The 13,249-nt window shown below is 60.3% G+C and carries 9 protein-coding genes; 5 read left to right on the top strand and 4 right to left on the bottom strand.

Going from position 1 to position 13,249, the window contains the following annotated elements; translation table 11 throughout:
- Positions 1 to 95: 95 nt before the first annotated feature.
- The 3 genes from L861_RS00325 to L861_RS00315 are packed head-to-tail and all read right to left on the bottom strand — an operon-like array spanning position 96 to position 3,793.
- Entirely contained in the window at positions 96 to 1,607 is a 1,512-nt protein-coding gene (locus L861_RS00325) for an aldehyde dehydrogenase (RefSeq protein WP_016414526.1), read from the bottom strand.
- Positions 1,604 to 2,983 (bottom strand): aspartate aminotransferase family protein, encoded by a 1,380-nt coding sequence (locus L861_RS00320; protein ID WP_016414525.1) that lies wholly within the window; start codon positions 2,981 to 2,983, stop codon positions 1,604 to 1,606. Before L861_RS00320 ends, L861_RS00325 begins: the two co-directional genes overlap by 4 nt.
- A 27-nt stretch (positions 2,984 to 3,010) precedes the next feature.
- Positions 3,011 to 3,793 (bottom strand): gamma-glutamyl-gamma-aminobutyrate hydrolase family protein, encoded by a 783-nt coding sequence (locus tag L861_RS00315; RefSeq protein WP_016414524.1) that lies wholly within the window; start codon positions 3,791 to 3,793, stop codon positions 3,011 to 3,013.
- Between the two features lie 259 nt (positions 3,794 to 4,052).
- Here L861_RS00315 and L861_RS00310 point away from each other — a divergent pair, with 259 nt between their 5' ends.
- The 3 genes from L861_RS00310 to L861_RS00300 all read left to right on the top strand — a co-directional run bounded on the left by L861_RS00310 (position 4,053) and on the right by L861_RS00300 (position 9,863).
- Entirely contained in the window at positions 4,053 to 5,429 is a 1,377-nt protein-coding gene (locus L861_RS00310) for a glutamine synthetase family protein (RefSeq protein ID WP_016414523.1), read from the top strand.
- 197 nt (positions 5,430 to 5,626) lie between these two features.
- Entirely contained in the window at positions 5,627 to 7,111 is a 1,485-nt protein-coding gene (locus tag L861_RS00305) for a Na+/H+ antiporter NhaC family protein (protein ID WP_016414522.1), read from the top strand.
- Positions 7,112 to 7,295: 184 nt separating this feature from the next.
- Complete coding sequence (locus L861_RS00300; RefSeq protein ID WP_016414521.1) at positions 7,296 to 9,863, top strand: GcvT family protein; 2,568 nt, start codon at positions 7,296 to 7,298, stop codon at positions 9,861 to 9,863.
- An 11-nt stretch (positions 9,864 to 9,874) separates the two neighbouring features.
- Here the strand turns inward: L861_RS00300 and L861_RS00295 are convergent, their stop codons facing one another.
- Positions 9,875 to 10,936, bottom strand: a complete 1,062-nt coding sequence (locus tag L861_RS00295; RefSeq protein ID WP_016414520.1) for a substrate-binding domain-containing protein — start codon at positions 10,934 to 10,936, stop codon at positions 9,875 to 9,877.
- A 253-nt stretch (positions 10,937 to 11,189) separates the two neighbouring features.
- Here L861_RS00295 and L861_RS00290 point away from each other — a divergent pair, with 253 nt between their 5' ends.
- Positions 11,190 to 11,681 carry a formate dehydrogenase subunit gamma gene (locus tag L861_RS00290; RefSeq protein WP_016414519.1) on the top strand — a complete coding sequence of 164 codons (492 nt, stop codon included), beginning with the start codon at positions 11,190 to 11,192 and terminating at the stop codon, positions 11,679 to 11,681.
- Entirely contained in the window at positions 11,681 to 13,210 is a 1,530-nt protein-coding gene (locus L861_RS00285) for a formate dehydrogenase beta subunit (protein ID WP_027947708.1), read from the top strand. The genes L861_RS00290 and L861_RS00285 overlap by 1 nt, the downstream gene beginning before the upstream one ends.
- Positions 13,211 to 13,249 lie beyond the last annotated feature (39 nt).

The following is a 13,249-nucleotide window of genomic DNA, read 5'->3' as shown; positions in this document are numbered from 1 at the left end:
CAGGGTGCAAAGCGACATCACAGCAGGCCGACACACCAAGGCCGGGGGAAGCCCCGGCCTCTTTTATCGTGTATCGATACGGATACTGCGATACGTCAAGACGTTAGCGACATCCATACTGTCTTGAGTTCGGAGTACTCCTGCAACGAGTGCATCGACTTGTCACGCCCATTGCCCGACTGCTTGACGCCGCCGAAAGGTACCGTCATGTCACCACCGGCCCAGTTGTTGACATAGACCTGTCCCGACTCCAGACGCCGGGTCACGCGCATGATGCGGTCGATATCCTGACTCCACAACCCAGCCGCCAGACCGTACAGGCTGTCATTGGCCATGCGGATCGCCTCTTCCTCGGTGTCGAAACCGAACACCGACAGTACCGGCCCGAAAACCTCCTCACGACCAATGACCATTTCGGGTGTCACGTTGTCGAATATCGTCGGCGAGATGAACAACCCGCCCGGGCAAGTCTCTACCGATTCGCCACCACTGCGCAGGTGGGCCCCCTCTTCCACCCCCTGGCGAATATAACCGAGAATCCGCTGGTATTGGGTCTGGTCGACGATGGCGCCCATGAAGCTATCCGGGTTGAGCGGATCGCCGGGCTGCATACCTTCGGCAGCCTTGAGCACTCGTTCGATGAAGTCCTCGCGAATCGCATTCTCGACCAGCAACCGCGAACCGGCGATGCATACCTCGCCCTGATTGTGGAAGATCGCGGCAGCAGCGTTCTCGGCCACGGCATCCAAGTCCTTGCAATCGGCGAAGACGATATTGGGGCTCTTGCCGCCGCACTCCAGATAGACACGCTTGAGGTTCGACTGTCCGGCATATTGCATCAACTGCTTGCCCACCGCCGTCGAACCGGTGAAGGCCAGGCAATTGACGTCCATCGACAGCGCCAGCGCCTTGCCTACGGTATGGCCGAAGCCCGGCAGCACCTGGAATACGCCTTGTGGCAAACCGGCCTCTTTGGCCAGTTGCGCCAGGCGCAGTGCCGACAGAGGCGATTTCTCGGATGGCTTGAGGATCACGCTGTTGCCGGCGGCCAATGCCGGCGCGATCTTCCAGGCGGTCATCATCAACGGAAAGTTCCACGGAACGATCGACGCCACCACGCCCAGCGGCTCGCGCAGCACCAGCCCCAGGCTATCCTCGCCGGTGGGCGCCACTTCGCCGTAAACCTTGTCGATCGACTCAGCATTGTAGCGCAGGCAGGCGATGGCTCCGGCCATGTCGCCCAGTGAACTGCTCACCGGTTTCCCCATGTCCAGCGTATCGAGCAGCGCCAGCTCATGCTTGTGCGTCTCCATCAAGTCAGCGAGGCGCAGCAGCAATTTCTTGCGGCGCCCCGGTGCGATTCGCGACCAGTCGCCACGATCGAAGGCGGCTCTAGCATGATGCACCGCCACCTCAGCGTCGGCAGCATCGCAGCTGGCCACCCTGGCCAGCACCTTGCCGGTGGCGGGGTTAATCGTTTCGAAGGTTTCGCCACTGGCGGCGTCGACGAACGCATCGTCGATGAAAGCGCGAGTCTCGAAGCTCTGAGACTCGGCCATGGCGCGCCAGTCGGCATGGCTGCGGGGAATGGCATAGGGTGCACTCATGCGGTTATCTCCTCTTGTACGATATGAGCCAAACGTGCAGCGGTTTCGTCCAACGCGCGGCGAGCCAGTGAAACCAGTTCGTCGATCTCGTGATGCGTAATCGTCAATGGCGGTGCAATGATCATGGTATCCCCCACCGAGCGCATCACTAGCCCGCTGGCAAAGCAGATATCACGACACAGGTTGCCAGCAGCCAGCCGCTTGTCGAAGCGCGCCCTACTGGTCTTGTCGGCGACCAGTTCCAGGGCACCCATCAGCCCGAGGGAACGCACTTCGCCGACCAGCGGATGCTCGGCAAGGCTCATCCAGCGCTCGGCGAGATAAGGCCCAAGGTCGTCACGTACTCGTTCGACCACACCCTCGGCCTGCATGATCTCGAGATTCTTCAACGCCACGGCGGCACAGACCGGATGGCCGGAATAGGTGAAGCCATGGAAAAACTCGCCGCCCTCCTCGATCAAGGTCTCGGCGACACGATCACCGACCAGCACGCCACCGATCGGCAGATAACCCGACGACAGCCCCTTGGCAATGGGCATCAGGTCGGGCTCGAGGTCATAGTGCTGACTACCGAACCACTCACCCAGACGGCCGAAGCCGCAGATCACTTCGTCGACCACCAACAAGATGTCGTACTTGGCCAGCACTTCCTTGACTGCCGGCCAATAGCTGGCCGGCGGCATGATGGCACCACCGGCCCCCTGAACCGGCTCGGCAATGAAGGCAGCGACGTTGTCCTCACCAAGTTCGAGAATGCGCGCCTCGATGGCCTCGGCACAGGTGCGGCCAAAGGCTTCCGGCGATTGATCGCGCCCCTCACCGAACCAGTACGGCTGGCGAACATGGCTGATAGCGGGCACCAGTGGCCCGCCCTGGGCATGCATCGGCGCCATGCCACCCAGGCTCATGCCAGCCACAGTGGAGCCGTGGTAGGCATTCTCGCGCGAGATGATCCACTGCTTGTCGGGTTTGCCCTTGAGTGCCCAGTAACGGCGCACCATACGCAATACGGTGTCGTTGGCTTCCGACCCCGAGCCAGTGAAAAACACATGGTTGATATGCGCCGGCGCCAGCTGACAAAGCTTTTCGGCAAGTTTGACTGCCGGTGGATGAGTGGTCTTGAAAAAGTTGTTGTAATAGGGAAGCTCGTGCAGCTGAGCGGTGGCGGCTTCTACCAGTTCCGCGCGCCCGTATCCGAGATTGACACACCATAGCCCAGCCATGCCATCGAGGATGCGATGGCCCTCACTATCATGGATATAGACGCCCTCAGCGTGGGTCACGATGCGACTGCCCTCTTCGCCGAGCGCCTTGAAGTCAGTGAAAGGATGAAGATGGTGGGCGCTATCCAGCGCCCGAAGATCGGATGAATGCATGACAAGACTCCGGAAATGAAGGCAGCATCAAGCCCCGGCTGGCTCGACGAGCACGGGCTTATTGGCGGAAAGCCGATCGCGGCAGGCCTGAGCGAATCCTTGGAACAGAGCGTCGTAAAGTGAGTGATCGCGAGGATGCCATTCCGGATGCCATTGCACGGCCAAGGAAAAACCCGGGGCATCGGCCACGGATATGGCCTCGATCAAACCATCGGGAGCTGTTGCTTCAGCGACGAGCCCCGGCCCAAGATATTCGATACCTTGTTGGTGCAGGGAATTGACCCGCGCATGACGCTCTCCATACAGCCGCGACAGCACCCCTCCCGGCAGAATTTCCAAGTCATGACTGGGGGAATACTGTGCATGTTTTTCGCCCGGCGACTCCCGATGGTCGAGCATTCCCGGCTGCTGCTGAACCGCCTGATAAAGCGTTCCTCCAAAGGCCACATTGAGCTCCTGGAAACCTCGACACACCCCCAGCAACGGCATTCCCAAATCCAGGGCAGCGGGAATCCAGGCCAAGGCCGAAGCATCCCGATGATAGTCATCACGGATGTTCTCTGGAGCGCGTATAGCGCCATAACGTGCCGGCTCCATGTTGGTGTAGCTGCCTGTAAGCAACAGACCATCGAGACGCATCAGCAGTGCCGTGGCGGCACTCACCTCAACATCCTCCCAGACCGGCAGGATGATCGGCTCGAGACCATAATCGCGCAAGGCACTCAGATACTTATCAGTGACCATATGTGCTGGGTGGCCTTCCACCTCGCGGCGGCAGGCGATCACTCCCACCAAGGGGCGGGTCTGCATGGCAGCCTCCTAAAAACTCTGGGATCATGTTTGTTATGCTTTGCTCAACATACCCTCGTTGATTTATCTTGCCAAGCCGGAATTCTTAGACGAAAGGATGAATAACATTAACCCTTTGTTTTTAAATTATTTACATCAGTAATTCGATGTCATGATCGCGATATACCATTCGCCATGGCCGTAAAGAATTTGACAACACCGGCTTACCAATTGAAAGATAATAACCATCGACAACGATCAAGAAAGGATAGGTGGCAACATGTCGTCTTCCCCAGCCGACGAAGCCCGCGATTTTCTCGAGCGGCACCCAGACATCGACAGCATCGACCTGTTGATCAGCGACCTCAACGGCGTCTTGCGCGGAAAACGTATCCCGCGCGATAACCTGGAGAAGGCCTATCAGGACGGCATCAATTTGCCGGCATCAGTGTTCGCCCTTGATATCAACGGCAACACCATCGAGGAAACCGGGCTGGGACTTGCCAGCGGCGATGGGGACCGTTTGTGCCGTCCTATACCCGGCACCCTGATGCCAAGCCCCTGGCTGCGCCGTGGCCGGCAGGCACAGCTCCTGATGACCATGAACGAGGCCGATGGCGCCCCCTTCTTTGCCGACCCACGCCAGGTATTGGACCGCGTGCTCTCGCGGTTCCGTGATGCCGGCCTGACGCCTGTCGTCGCCGTGGAGCTGGAGTTCTATCTGATCGACCGTAGCCGGGATGCGTTGGGCATGGCCCAGCCACCCTGTTCGCCAGCCACCGGTGAGCGCGCCGCTCAAAGTCAGCTCTACTCGATCAATGAACTCGACGAATACGCCGACTTCCTCGAAGACATTCACGCTGCCGCCACCATCCAAGGCCTACCACTGGATACTGCTCTCAAGGAGTGTGCCCCGGGGCAGTTCGAGATCAATCTGCTGCATTGCGACGATGCGCTCAAGGCATGCGACAGTGCCGTTCTGCTCAAGCGCTTGATCAAAGGAGTGGCGCTCTCGCACGGCTTCGATGCCACCTTCATGGCCAAACCCTATGGTGATGAAGCGGGCAACGGTACCCATGTCCATATCAGCCTATTGGATAATACCGGGCGCAACGTCTTCGCCGCCGAAGATGAAGCGCCGCTAGGCACACTGACCCTACAACAAGCCATCGCCGGCCTACTGACACTGATGCCGGCCTCAGTGGCACTGTTTGCCCCTAATCTCAATTCCTACCGGCGTTTCCAGACAGGACTCTACGTTCCCATGGCGCCCACCTGGGGATACGACAACCGTTCGGTGGCCCTACGCATTCCCTCCGGCCCCAATGATGCGCGGCGTATCGAGCACCGAGTCGCTGGGGCCGATGCCAACCCTTATCTATTGCTGGCCACCTTGCTGGCGGCAATCGACCACGGTATTCAGCAACGCTTGGTGCCATCACCGGCCACCACCGGCAACGCTTATGAACAGTGCGCCCCCAGCCTGACCAATAGCTGGCAACAAGCACTGGACCTGCTGGAAGCAAATGATGTGTTAGCCGAAGCGTTGGGACGCGACTTCCTCAGCGTGTTCCTGGCCAATCGACGCGCCGAACGTGCTCAGGCTATGCGGGAAGTCAGCAAGCTGGAATATGACTGGTACCTCCGGCACGTATAGAGCCTCCTAACCACATGATGCAACAGTGACCCGGCCACGTGCATGGCCGGGCGGGGCCTTGCTGCGCCGACTTCACGACAACACTTTTCACAACCATAGGCTTTCAACAATACGAGGTGAGACTCGATGACAAACACAACGCCTCTTGCCGTACGCCACCCCTCCCATCACCGCCAATCGACGTTTGGAGGTCTGGCATGAGCAATACCTCGCATCCCTTCGCCCCTTCCTTACCTGGCAAACGTGGCTCACGGCGCCCTGTGCTACTGAGCGCTGGCATCCTTGCTGTAGTCATTAGCCTAACGCTGTATCACTCACCTGGCACCAACTACGGCTGGATCAGCCTAGTGCCCTCGGCACTGGTACTGATCGTGGCCATTGCCACCCATCGCACTCTCGAGGCCTTGGCTGTCGGCGCCCTGGCTGGTCTGATCCTGCTGCAACCCGACGACTATATCGGCGAGCTGGCCGATATCTCGCTAGCGGTGATGATGGACGAAACCATCGCGTGGTTGATCCTGGTTTGCGGTCTGATGGGCGGTTTCATTGCCATGCTGGAGAAATCCGGCTGCACGCTGAGCTTCAGCCACTTCATGACACGCCTGGTGAAGACGCGTCGCCAGTCGCTTCTGAGCACGGCGGTGCTGGGCGTATTGATATTCATCGACGACTATCTCAATGCGCTGGCCACTTCAGCAGCCATGAAGCGTCTCACTGATCGTTTCGGCGTGTCGCGTGAGAAGCTGGCCTATATCGTCGACTCTACGGCGGCACCGATCTGCATCCTGGTTCCACTGTCCACCTGGGCGGTGTACTTCGCCGAGTTGCTGGAAACCAACGGCGCCAGCGAAGGGCCAGGCATGTGGCTGTACATCCAGTCGATCCCCTTCATGCTCTATGGTTGGGTCGCCATGGCACTGGTGATGCTGGTGGCGTTGGGCAAGATGCCCGACCTGGGTCCGATGAAGGCGGCCGAGGAGCGCGCTCGTGCCGGCCAGCCGATTCCCGACGGTGCCCCCGATCAGCCCTTGAGTGACGATGAGCTTCCCAAGAGCAACCCATGGCTCGGGGTGTTCAATTTCCTGGCCCCCATGGCAGTGTTGATCGGTGCCAGTGCCTACTTCGAGATCGACCTGCTCAAGGGGGTGATCGTCGCTACCCTGTTCACCCTGGCGCTCTACCTGCTCCAGCGGCTGGCCACCTTCAATACCTTGATGGATGCCATCATGGACGGTTTCCGTACCATGATGCTGCCACTGGCCATTGTCGCGGTCGGCTTCGTGCTGCGTGAGATCAACGATCAGCTGGGTATGACCGAGTTCATGATCGACTCTCTTTCCCCTTACCTCACGGTCGCCCTATTGCCCGCCATCGTCTTCGTCTCGATGGCTGTGGTGGTGTTTGCGACTGGCTCGTCGTGGGGCGTGTTCGTGATCTCGATACCTATCGTGGTACCCATTGCTCAGCACATGGGCGCGCCGATGCCGCTAGTGGTGGGTGCACTGCTCTCCGCCTCGAGCTTCGGCAGCCATGCCTGCTTCTTTTCCGACTCCTCGGTACTCTCTTCCCAAGGCAGCGGCTGTTTACCGATGCAGCACGGCTTGACCCAGTTCCCCTACGCCCTGCTTGGGGCACTGGTCACCGCCATTGGCTTCGTCATCCTCGGGTATGTCATGGCCTGAGCCATGATGCCCCCAGGCACCTGCGGCCCTAACCTTGAAAGCGCTGAAGAGATCGTCTTCGGCGCTTTCTTTTGTCGTTGCTACACACGCCAAGGTCGTCACTGGATAGCCAGTGGGCTTCGCTTGCATTACGTTGACAAGAGAATGTCGGGATAGCGGGCGGGTCACCCTCAGGAGAGCAGCCATGGCGACACTACCTAAGCACGCGAGCGCGGTGATCATTGGCCAGGGCGGCATCGTCGGCGCTTCGGTGGCTCATCATCTGATCGAGCAAGGCTGGGACAATCTCGTGGGTCTCGACAAATCCGCCATTCCTTCGGACATCGGCTCCACGTCTCATGCTTCCGACTTCTGCTACATGACATCCCACGACAAGATGTCGTGCTACACCACCACCTACAGCCAACGTTTCTACGAACATCTAGGCCACTATCGACGCATCGGCGGTATCGAGGTGGCACGCGTCGGTGACGATGAACGCATGGAGGAGCTCAAACGCAAGGTCGCCTCGGGCAAAGCGTTCGGTACCAACGTCCGGCTCATCGATCCTGATGAGGTCGTCGAGCGTTTTCCACTAGTGCAACGGGAGTTGATCCAGGGCGCAATGTGGGACCCCGATGCCGGCCTGGTGGTGCCCCGCTCACAGCAGGTCGCGGGAGAACTGATCGAACGAGCAAAAGCCACCGGAAAACTCGAGACCTTCGCCGATACCCCAGCGCTGGATATCGACGTCCACAACGGCCGGGTCCGCGGTGTAGAAACCAGCAAGGGCTATATCGAGACCCCCGTGGTGATCGTGACCTCAGGCATCTGGGGCCCCATTCCGGCAGCCATGGGCGGCGCCTCTTTGCCACTGATGCCGGTGGAGCACCCCCTGTTGTTCTTTGGCCCCTTCGATGTCTTCGCCGGCACCGGTGAGGACATCGGCTACCCTTTGCTGCGTGACCAGGGAAACTCCGCCTACATGCGCGACACGGGCGACCCGACCACCACCGAAGGAGGGCAGCTCGAGTGGGGCTACTATGAGACCACCGAACCGCGCCTGGTGCATCCCATCGATATCCTCGAGCGTAACCAGGCGCGCCTGTCTCCTTCCATGCGTGACCTCGAACTCGACCAGGTCATGCACCCCTTCACTCGCGCAGTGGAACTCACCCCTGTGCTCGGTGAGTTGGGCTGGGACGAGAAACACTCGTTCAACGGTCTGCTATCGGTTACCAACGACGGCGGCCCCCTGGTCGGCGAATCACCGGAGACACGTGGTCTGTGGTTCTGCGAAGCGGTCTGGGTCAAGGACGGGCCGGGAATGGGCAAGGTATTCGCCGACTGGATCACCAAGGGCAAGCCGGAGCTCGATCCCTTCGGCATCGATATTGCGCGCTTCTACCCGGTGCAGAAGACACCGCACCATGTCTACGGGCGCTGTTTCGAGATCGCCAAGAAGATCTACGACCCACCCGTCCATCCCCGCGAGCCTTTCGAGTCCGGCCGCAACCTGCGACGCGGCCCCTTCTGGTCAAGAGAGAAAGAGCTCGGCGGCTACTTCATGGAGGCGGCGGGTTGGGAGCGCGCTCACGGCTATGCAGCCAATGAGTCGCTGCTCGAGCGCTACGCCGAGCGGGTTCCCGAACGCCCCAACGAGTGGGACGCTCGCCACTTCTGGCGGGTCTCCAACGCCGAACACCTCGCGCTGAGCGAAGACGTAGGCATGATCAACCTTTCTCACTTCGCCATCTTCGATGTTTCCGGAGCGGATGCCGAGGCACTGCTGGAGTACCTCTCGGTGGCTCGCGTAGGTGGCGATCAGCCGCTCGGCAAGGGGGTGTACACGCATTTTCTGGACGCCTTCGGTGGCGTGCATTCCGACCTGACCGTGGTGCGCCTCGCTGCGGACACGTTCCGGGTGATCTGCGGTGGCGACACCGGTCATCGCGACTACGTATGGATAACCCGTATGGCCGAGGCCAAGGGACTCAAGCGAGTGCACATCGAGGATCGCACCGATACCCTGGCCACGTTGGGGCTGTGGGGCCCCAATGCACGGCATACTCTGCAAGCGGTTGCCGACGACCCACAGGCACTGGACTACGAGCATTTCCCCTTCGCCACGGCCCGCGAAATTCGCGTACGCGGATTGCCGATCTGGGCCTTCCGCATCTCCTACGTAGGCGAGCAGGGCTGGGAGCTGTACACGCCGTTCAGCTACGGGCTCACCTTGTGGGACCTGCTCTACGAGAAGGGTGTGACGCCGGTGGGCATCGAGACCTATGCCAACAGCCGCCGCCTGGAGAAAAGCCTACGACTACAGAACGTGGACCTGCTCACCGAATACAACCTCTATGAGGCAGGGCTCGCTAGGCCCAAGGTCAAACCAGCGGACTTCCATGGCCGAGCCGCCTATCTGGAGCAACGCGAGCGCGAACACCAGCCAGCCTACCTGTGTACCATGACCCTGCAGGAAAACCACGACGCCCAAGGCGTGCCGCGCTACCCGGTGGGTTACGCGCCGATCCTCGACCCGGATAGTGGAGAGGTGCTAGTGGACGCCCTTGGCCGTCGCTCCTACGTCACCAGCACTGCCTACGGCCCGTCGGTAGGCAAGATCATCGCCCTGGGCTACCTGCCAGTCGAATATGCCCGGGAAGGCAGCACACTTCTCATGGAGTACTTCGGCGAGCATTATCCGCTGCACATAGAAGCCGTCGGGTATCGTGCCCTGTATGATCCCGACAACCAGCGTCCCAAGAGCTAGGCTAGGAGGTTTCAGCCGCCGAACAGTTCATCGACCCCGCACACTTCGCCACAGCGGTTTGGCGTATACCCCGGTAACGCCGACACCGCGCTCTTGAAGTCCTCGCTGCCGATAGATTCGAGCAGTCGACCAAGCTTCGGCTCATCCAGTGTTCGATGATGGCAGACCAATAAATAATCCTCGGTCGCCAGTGGCAGGAAAGTGAGCCCAAACTGGCGTGCCGCCGCCTCCACACCAAAACCGACATCGGCCATGCCGGCGGCGATGTATGCCGCGACTGCCGAATGGGTGAACTCTTCGACCTCGTAGCCCTGAATCCGTCGCATCGATAGGCCTGCTTCACGCAGCATGCCGTCCAGCAAGGCTCGTGTACCCGATTCCTGCTGGCGGTTGATGAAGTGCACATCGTTGCGGACCAGGTCCTCCAAGCCAGCGATTCGCTTGGGGTTGTCCGCTTTGACCATTAGCCCCTGACAACGGGTGATGAAGCGAATGACTCGATGGCTGCGAGGTTTCAGCAGCCGTTTGTAAGCACTCATCAGTGCCGTCTCTATCTCGACGTTCGGCAGGTGAAAGCCGGCCAGGTCGCAGGCCCCGCGATTGAGCGCCGCCAGCGCTTCACGCGGACTGCAGTACTGCAGATCGAGTTGGAAGTCGGTCGCGAACTTGGGTAGTAGAGCGACCGCGTAACCGTGGCTGGCATGCAACCGCAGTATGGGTTTCACTCCCTCGAGGGACTGCTGTATCTCGAGATTGAGCTCCGAGCCCAGGCTTTCGAGCTGGGGCCCAAGGCGGGCGATGATGCGCTGTTCGGCCCACAGCAGCTTCTCCCCTAACGGAGAGAGGTGGGCACCTCGCCCTCGCTCCAGCTCGACCAACCCGATACCGAAGAACTCTCCCCACTTGTTGAGCAGATTCCAGGCATGGCGGTAGGAGATGCCAGCATCCTTGGCCGCCTGGGTCAACTTGCCTTGATGATGGATTGCCTCGAGCAGCACGAATAGCTGCGGATCGAGACGATTGCCGGCCTCATCGGTGAAATACCAGGCGGGGGTGATCTGGATCTTTTTCATATGCACAATATTTCATATTTTTTAATGGGAAATCCAGTGCTAATTTCCCCACAACCGTGATGCGCTACATCCTCAAATATGCAGTTGACTTCATATTTGAAAGATAAGGAAACGCTGAATAAACCGACGAGTCTGCTCAAGGCCAGGTCCGTACCCGACGGACCAACGCATTTCCCACATTCCTGTGGGTCACGCAAGGCGCCCGGAGCACAGGTATTCATTCAGTATTTCCATAACAATCCAGGTGGTGGCAATGAGCAACTTCTCCGAATGGACCCCCCAGTCGATACAAGACGAGATCGACGCCTTGAAACACAAACCCGGCGCCCTGCTACCGATCCTGCATGCGATACAGGATCGCTTTGGCCATATTCCTAAGGACGCCGTGCCGATCATTGCCGAATCGCTGCGGCAGACCCGTGCCGAGATCCATGGCGTGATCAGTTTCTACCACCACTTCCGCACCACGCCACCCGGCAGCCACGTATTGCAGCTCTGTCGCGCCGAGGCCTGCCAGGCGATGGGAGCCCGTAGCCTCGAGGCCCACGCCAAGACGAAGCTCAATGTCGACTATCACCAGACCACCCGCGATCGCGAGATCACGCTGGAAGCGGTCTACTGCCTGGGCAACTGCGCCTGCGCCCCTTCGATCCGTATCGGCGACCGCGTTCACGGGCGCGTCACAGCGGAGAAATTCGACCGTCTGCTCGATGAACTGACGACCCAAGTGGTGGAGGTGCAATGATGACTACCAAGATCTTCGTTCCCTGCGATACCACTGCGCTAGCGATGGGCGCCGACGAAGTGACGGCTCGTATCGAGGCCGAAGCACGCGTCCGTGGCGTCGAGATAGAACTAGTGCGCAACGGCTCCCGCGGCCTGTTCTGGCTGGAGCCACTGGTCGAGGTCGAGACCGAAGACGGCCGTGTCAGCTACGGCCCGGTCGAGGAGGATGACGTTGCCAGCCTGTTCGACGCTGGCCTCCTCGAAGGCAAGAGCGAACACCCACTGAGCCAAGGCCTCACCGAAGATATTCCCTACCTGAAGCGGCAGCAGCGCCTGACCTTCGCCCGTGCCGGCATCACCGACCCGCTGTCGATCGACGATTACCGCGCCCATGACGGCTTCAAGGGCCTCGAGAACGCCTTGAAGCTCGGGCCCCAGACCATCGTCGACGAGGTCAAGGCCTCGGGCCTGCGCGGCCGCGGCGGCGCCGCCTTCCCGACTGGTATCAAGTGGCAGACCGTGCTCGACACCCATGCCGATCAGAAATATATCGTCTGCAACGCCGATGAGGGCGATTCCGGCACCTTCGCCGACCGTCTGGTAATGGAATGCGACCCCTATATGCTGATCGAGGGCATGGCCATCGCCGGTCTGGCCGTCGGCGCCACCCAGGGTTACATCTATCTGCGCTCGGAGTATCCGCTGGCTCAACGGATACTCGACACGGCCATCGCACGCGCCGAGGCGGCCGGTTACTTGGGCGAGAACATCCTTGGTAGTCGCCGGCGCTTCGATCTCGAGGTACGCCTCGGCGCCGGCGCCTATATCTGCGGCGAGGAGACCTCGTTGCTCGAGAGCCTCGAAGGCAAGCGCGGCCTGGTGCGCTTCAAGCCGCCGCTGCCAGCGATTGAAGGGCTGTTCGGCCAGCCCACCGTGGTCAACAACGTGCTGTCGCTGGCGGCGGTGCCTTTCATCCTGAGCCACGGTGGGCAGGCCTACGCCGACTACGGCATGGGCCGCTCACGCGGCACCCTGGCGCTGCAGCTGGCGGGCAATGTCAAGCGCGGTGGGTTGATCGAACTGGCCTTCGGTACCACCCTGCGCGAGCTGATAGAGGAGTTCGGCGGCGGCACCTTCTCGGGCCGCCCGTTGCGCGCGGTACAGGTCGGCGGCCCGCTCTGCGCTTACCTGCCGGAAAGCCAGTGGGACACGCCACTCGACTACGAAGCCTTTGCCGCTGTTGGTGCGGGACTGGGCCATGGAGGCGTGGTGATGTTCGACGATACGGTGGACATGGGCGAACAAGCACGCTTCTCGATGGAATTCTGCACCGTCGAGTCGTGTGGCAAATGTACCCCGTGCCGCATCGGCTCGACCCGCGGTGTTGAAGTGATCGACCGCATCCGCGCTGGGGAGAACCGCGAAGCCAACCTCGCACTGCTCGGTGAGCTGTGCGAGACCATGGTGGACGGTTCTCTTTGTGCAATGGGGGGTATGACGCCCTTCCCGGTACAGAGCGTAATGAAGCACTTCCCCGAAGACCTGTAAGAGGGGGTTTTACAAATGTGACGAGCGAAGGCCAGGCAA

The organism is Litchfieldella anticariensis FP35 = DSM 16096 (genome assembly GCF_000409775.1).
GTDB lineage: Bacteria > Pseudomonadota > Gammaproteobacteria > Pseudomonadales > Halomonadaceae > Litchfieldella > Litchfieldella anticariensis.
The sequence above is the reverse complement of the archived record's forward strand: the minus strand, read 5'-3'. Positions and strand labels throughout refer to the sequence as shown.

Bases quoted from the DNA above. Each gene is read 5' to 3' on its own strand.
- L861_RS00325 (WP_016414526.1), bottom strand. From the start codon at position 1,607: ATGAGTGCACCCTATGCCATTCCCCGCAGCCATGCCGACTGGCGCGCC.
- L861_RS00320 (WP_016414525.1), bottom strand. From the start codon at position 2,983: ATGCATTCATCCGATCTTCGGGCGCTGGATAGCGCCCACCATCTTCAT.
- L861_RS00315 (WP_016414524.1), bottom strand. From the start codon at position 3,793: ATGCAGACCCGCCCCTTGGTGGGAGTGATCGCCTGCCGCCGCGAGGTG.
- L861_RS00310 (WP_016414523.1), top strand. From the start codon at position 4,053: ATGTCGTCTTCCCCAGCCGACGAAGCCCGCGATTTTCTCGAGCGGCAC.
- L861_RS00305 (WP_016414522.1), top strand. From the start codon at position 5,627: ATGAGCAATACCTCGCATCCCTTCGCCCCTTCCTTACCTGGCAAACGT.
- L861_RS00300 (WP_016414521.1), top strand. From the start codon at position 7,296: ATGGCGACACTACCTAAGCACGCGAGCGCGGTGATCATTGGCCAGGGC.
- L861_RS00295 (WP_016414520.1), bottom strand. From the start codon at position 10,936: ATGAAAAAGATCCAGATCACCCCCGCCTGGTATTTCACCGATGAGGCC.
- L861_RS00290 (WP_016414519.1), top strand. From the start codon at position 11,190: ATGAGCAACTTCTCCGAATGGACCCCCCAGTCGATACAAGACGAGATC.
- L861_RS00285 (WP_027947708.1), top strand. From the start codon at position 11,681: ATGACTACCAAGATCTTCGTTCCCTGCGATACCACTGCGCTAGCGATG.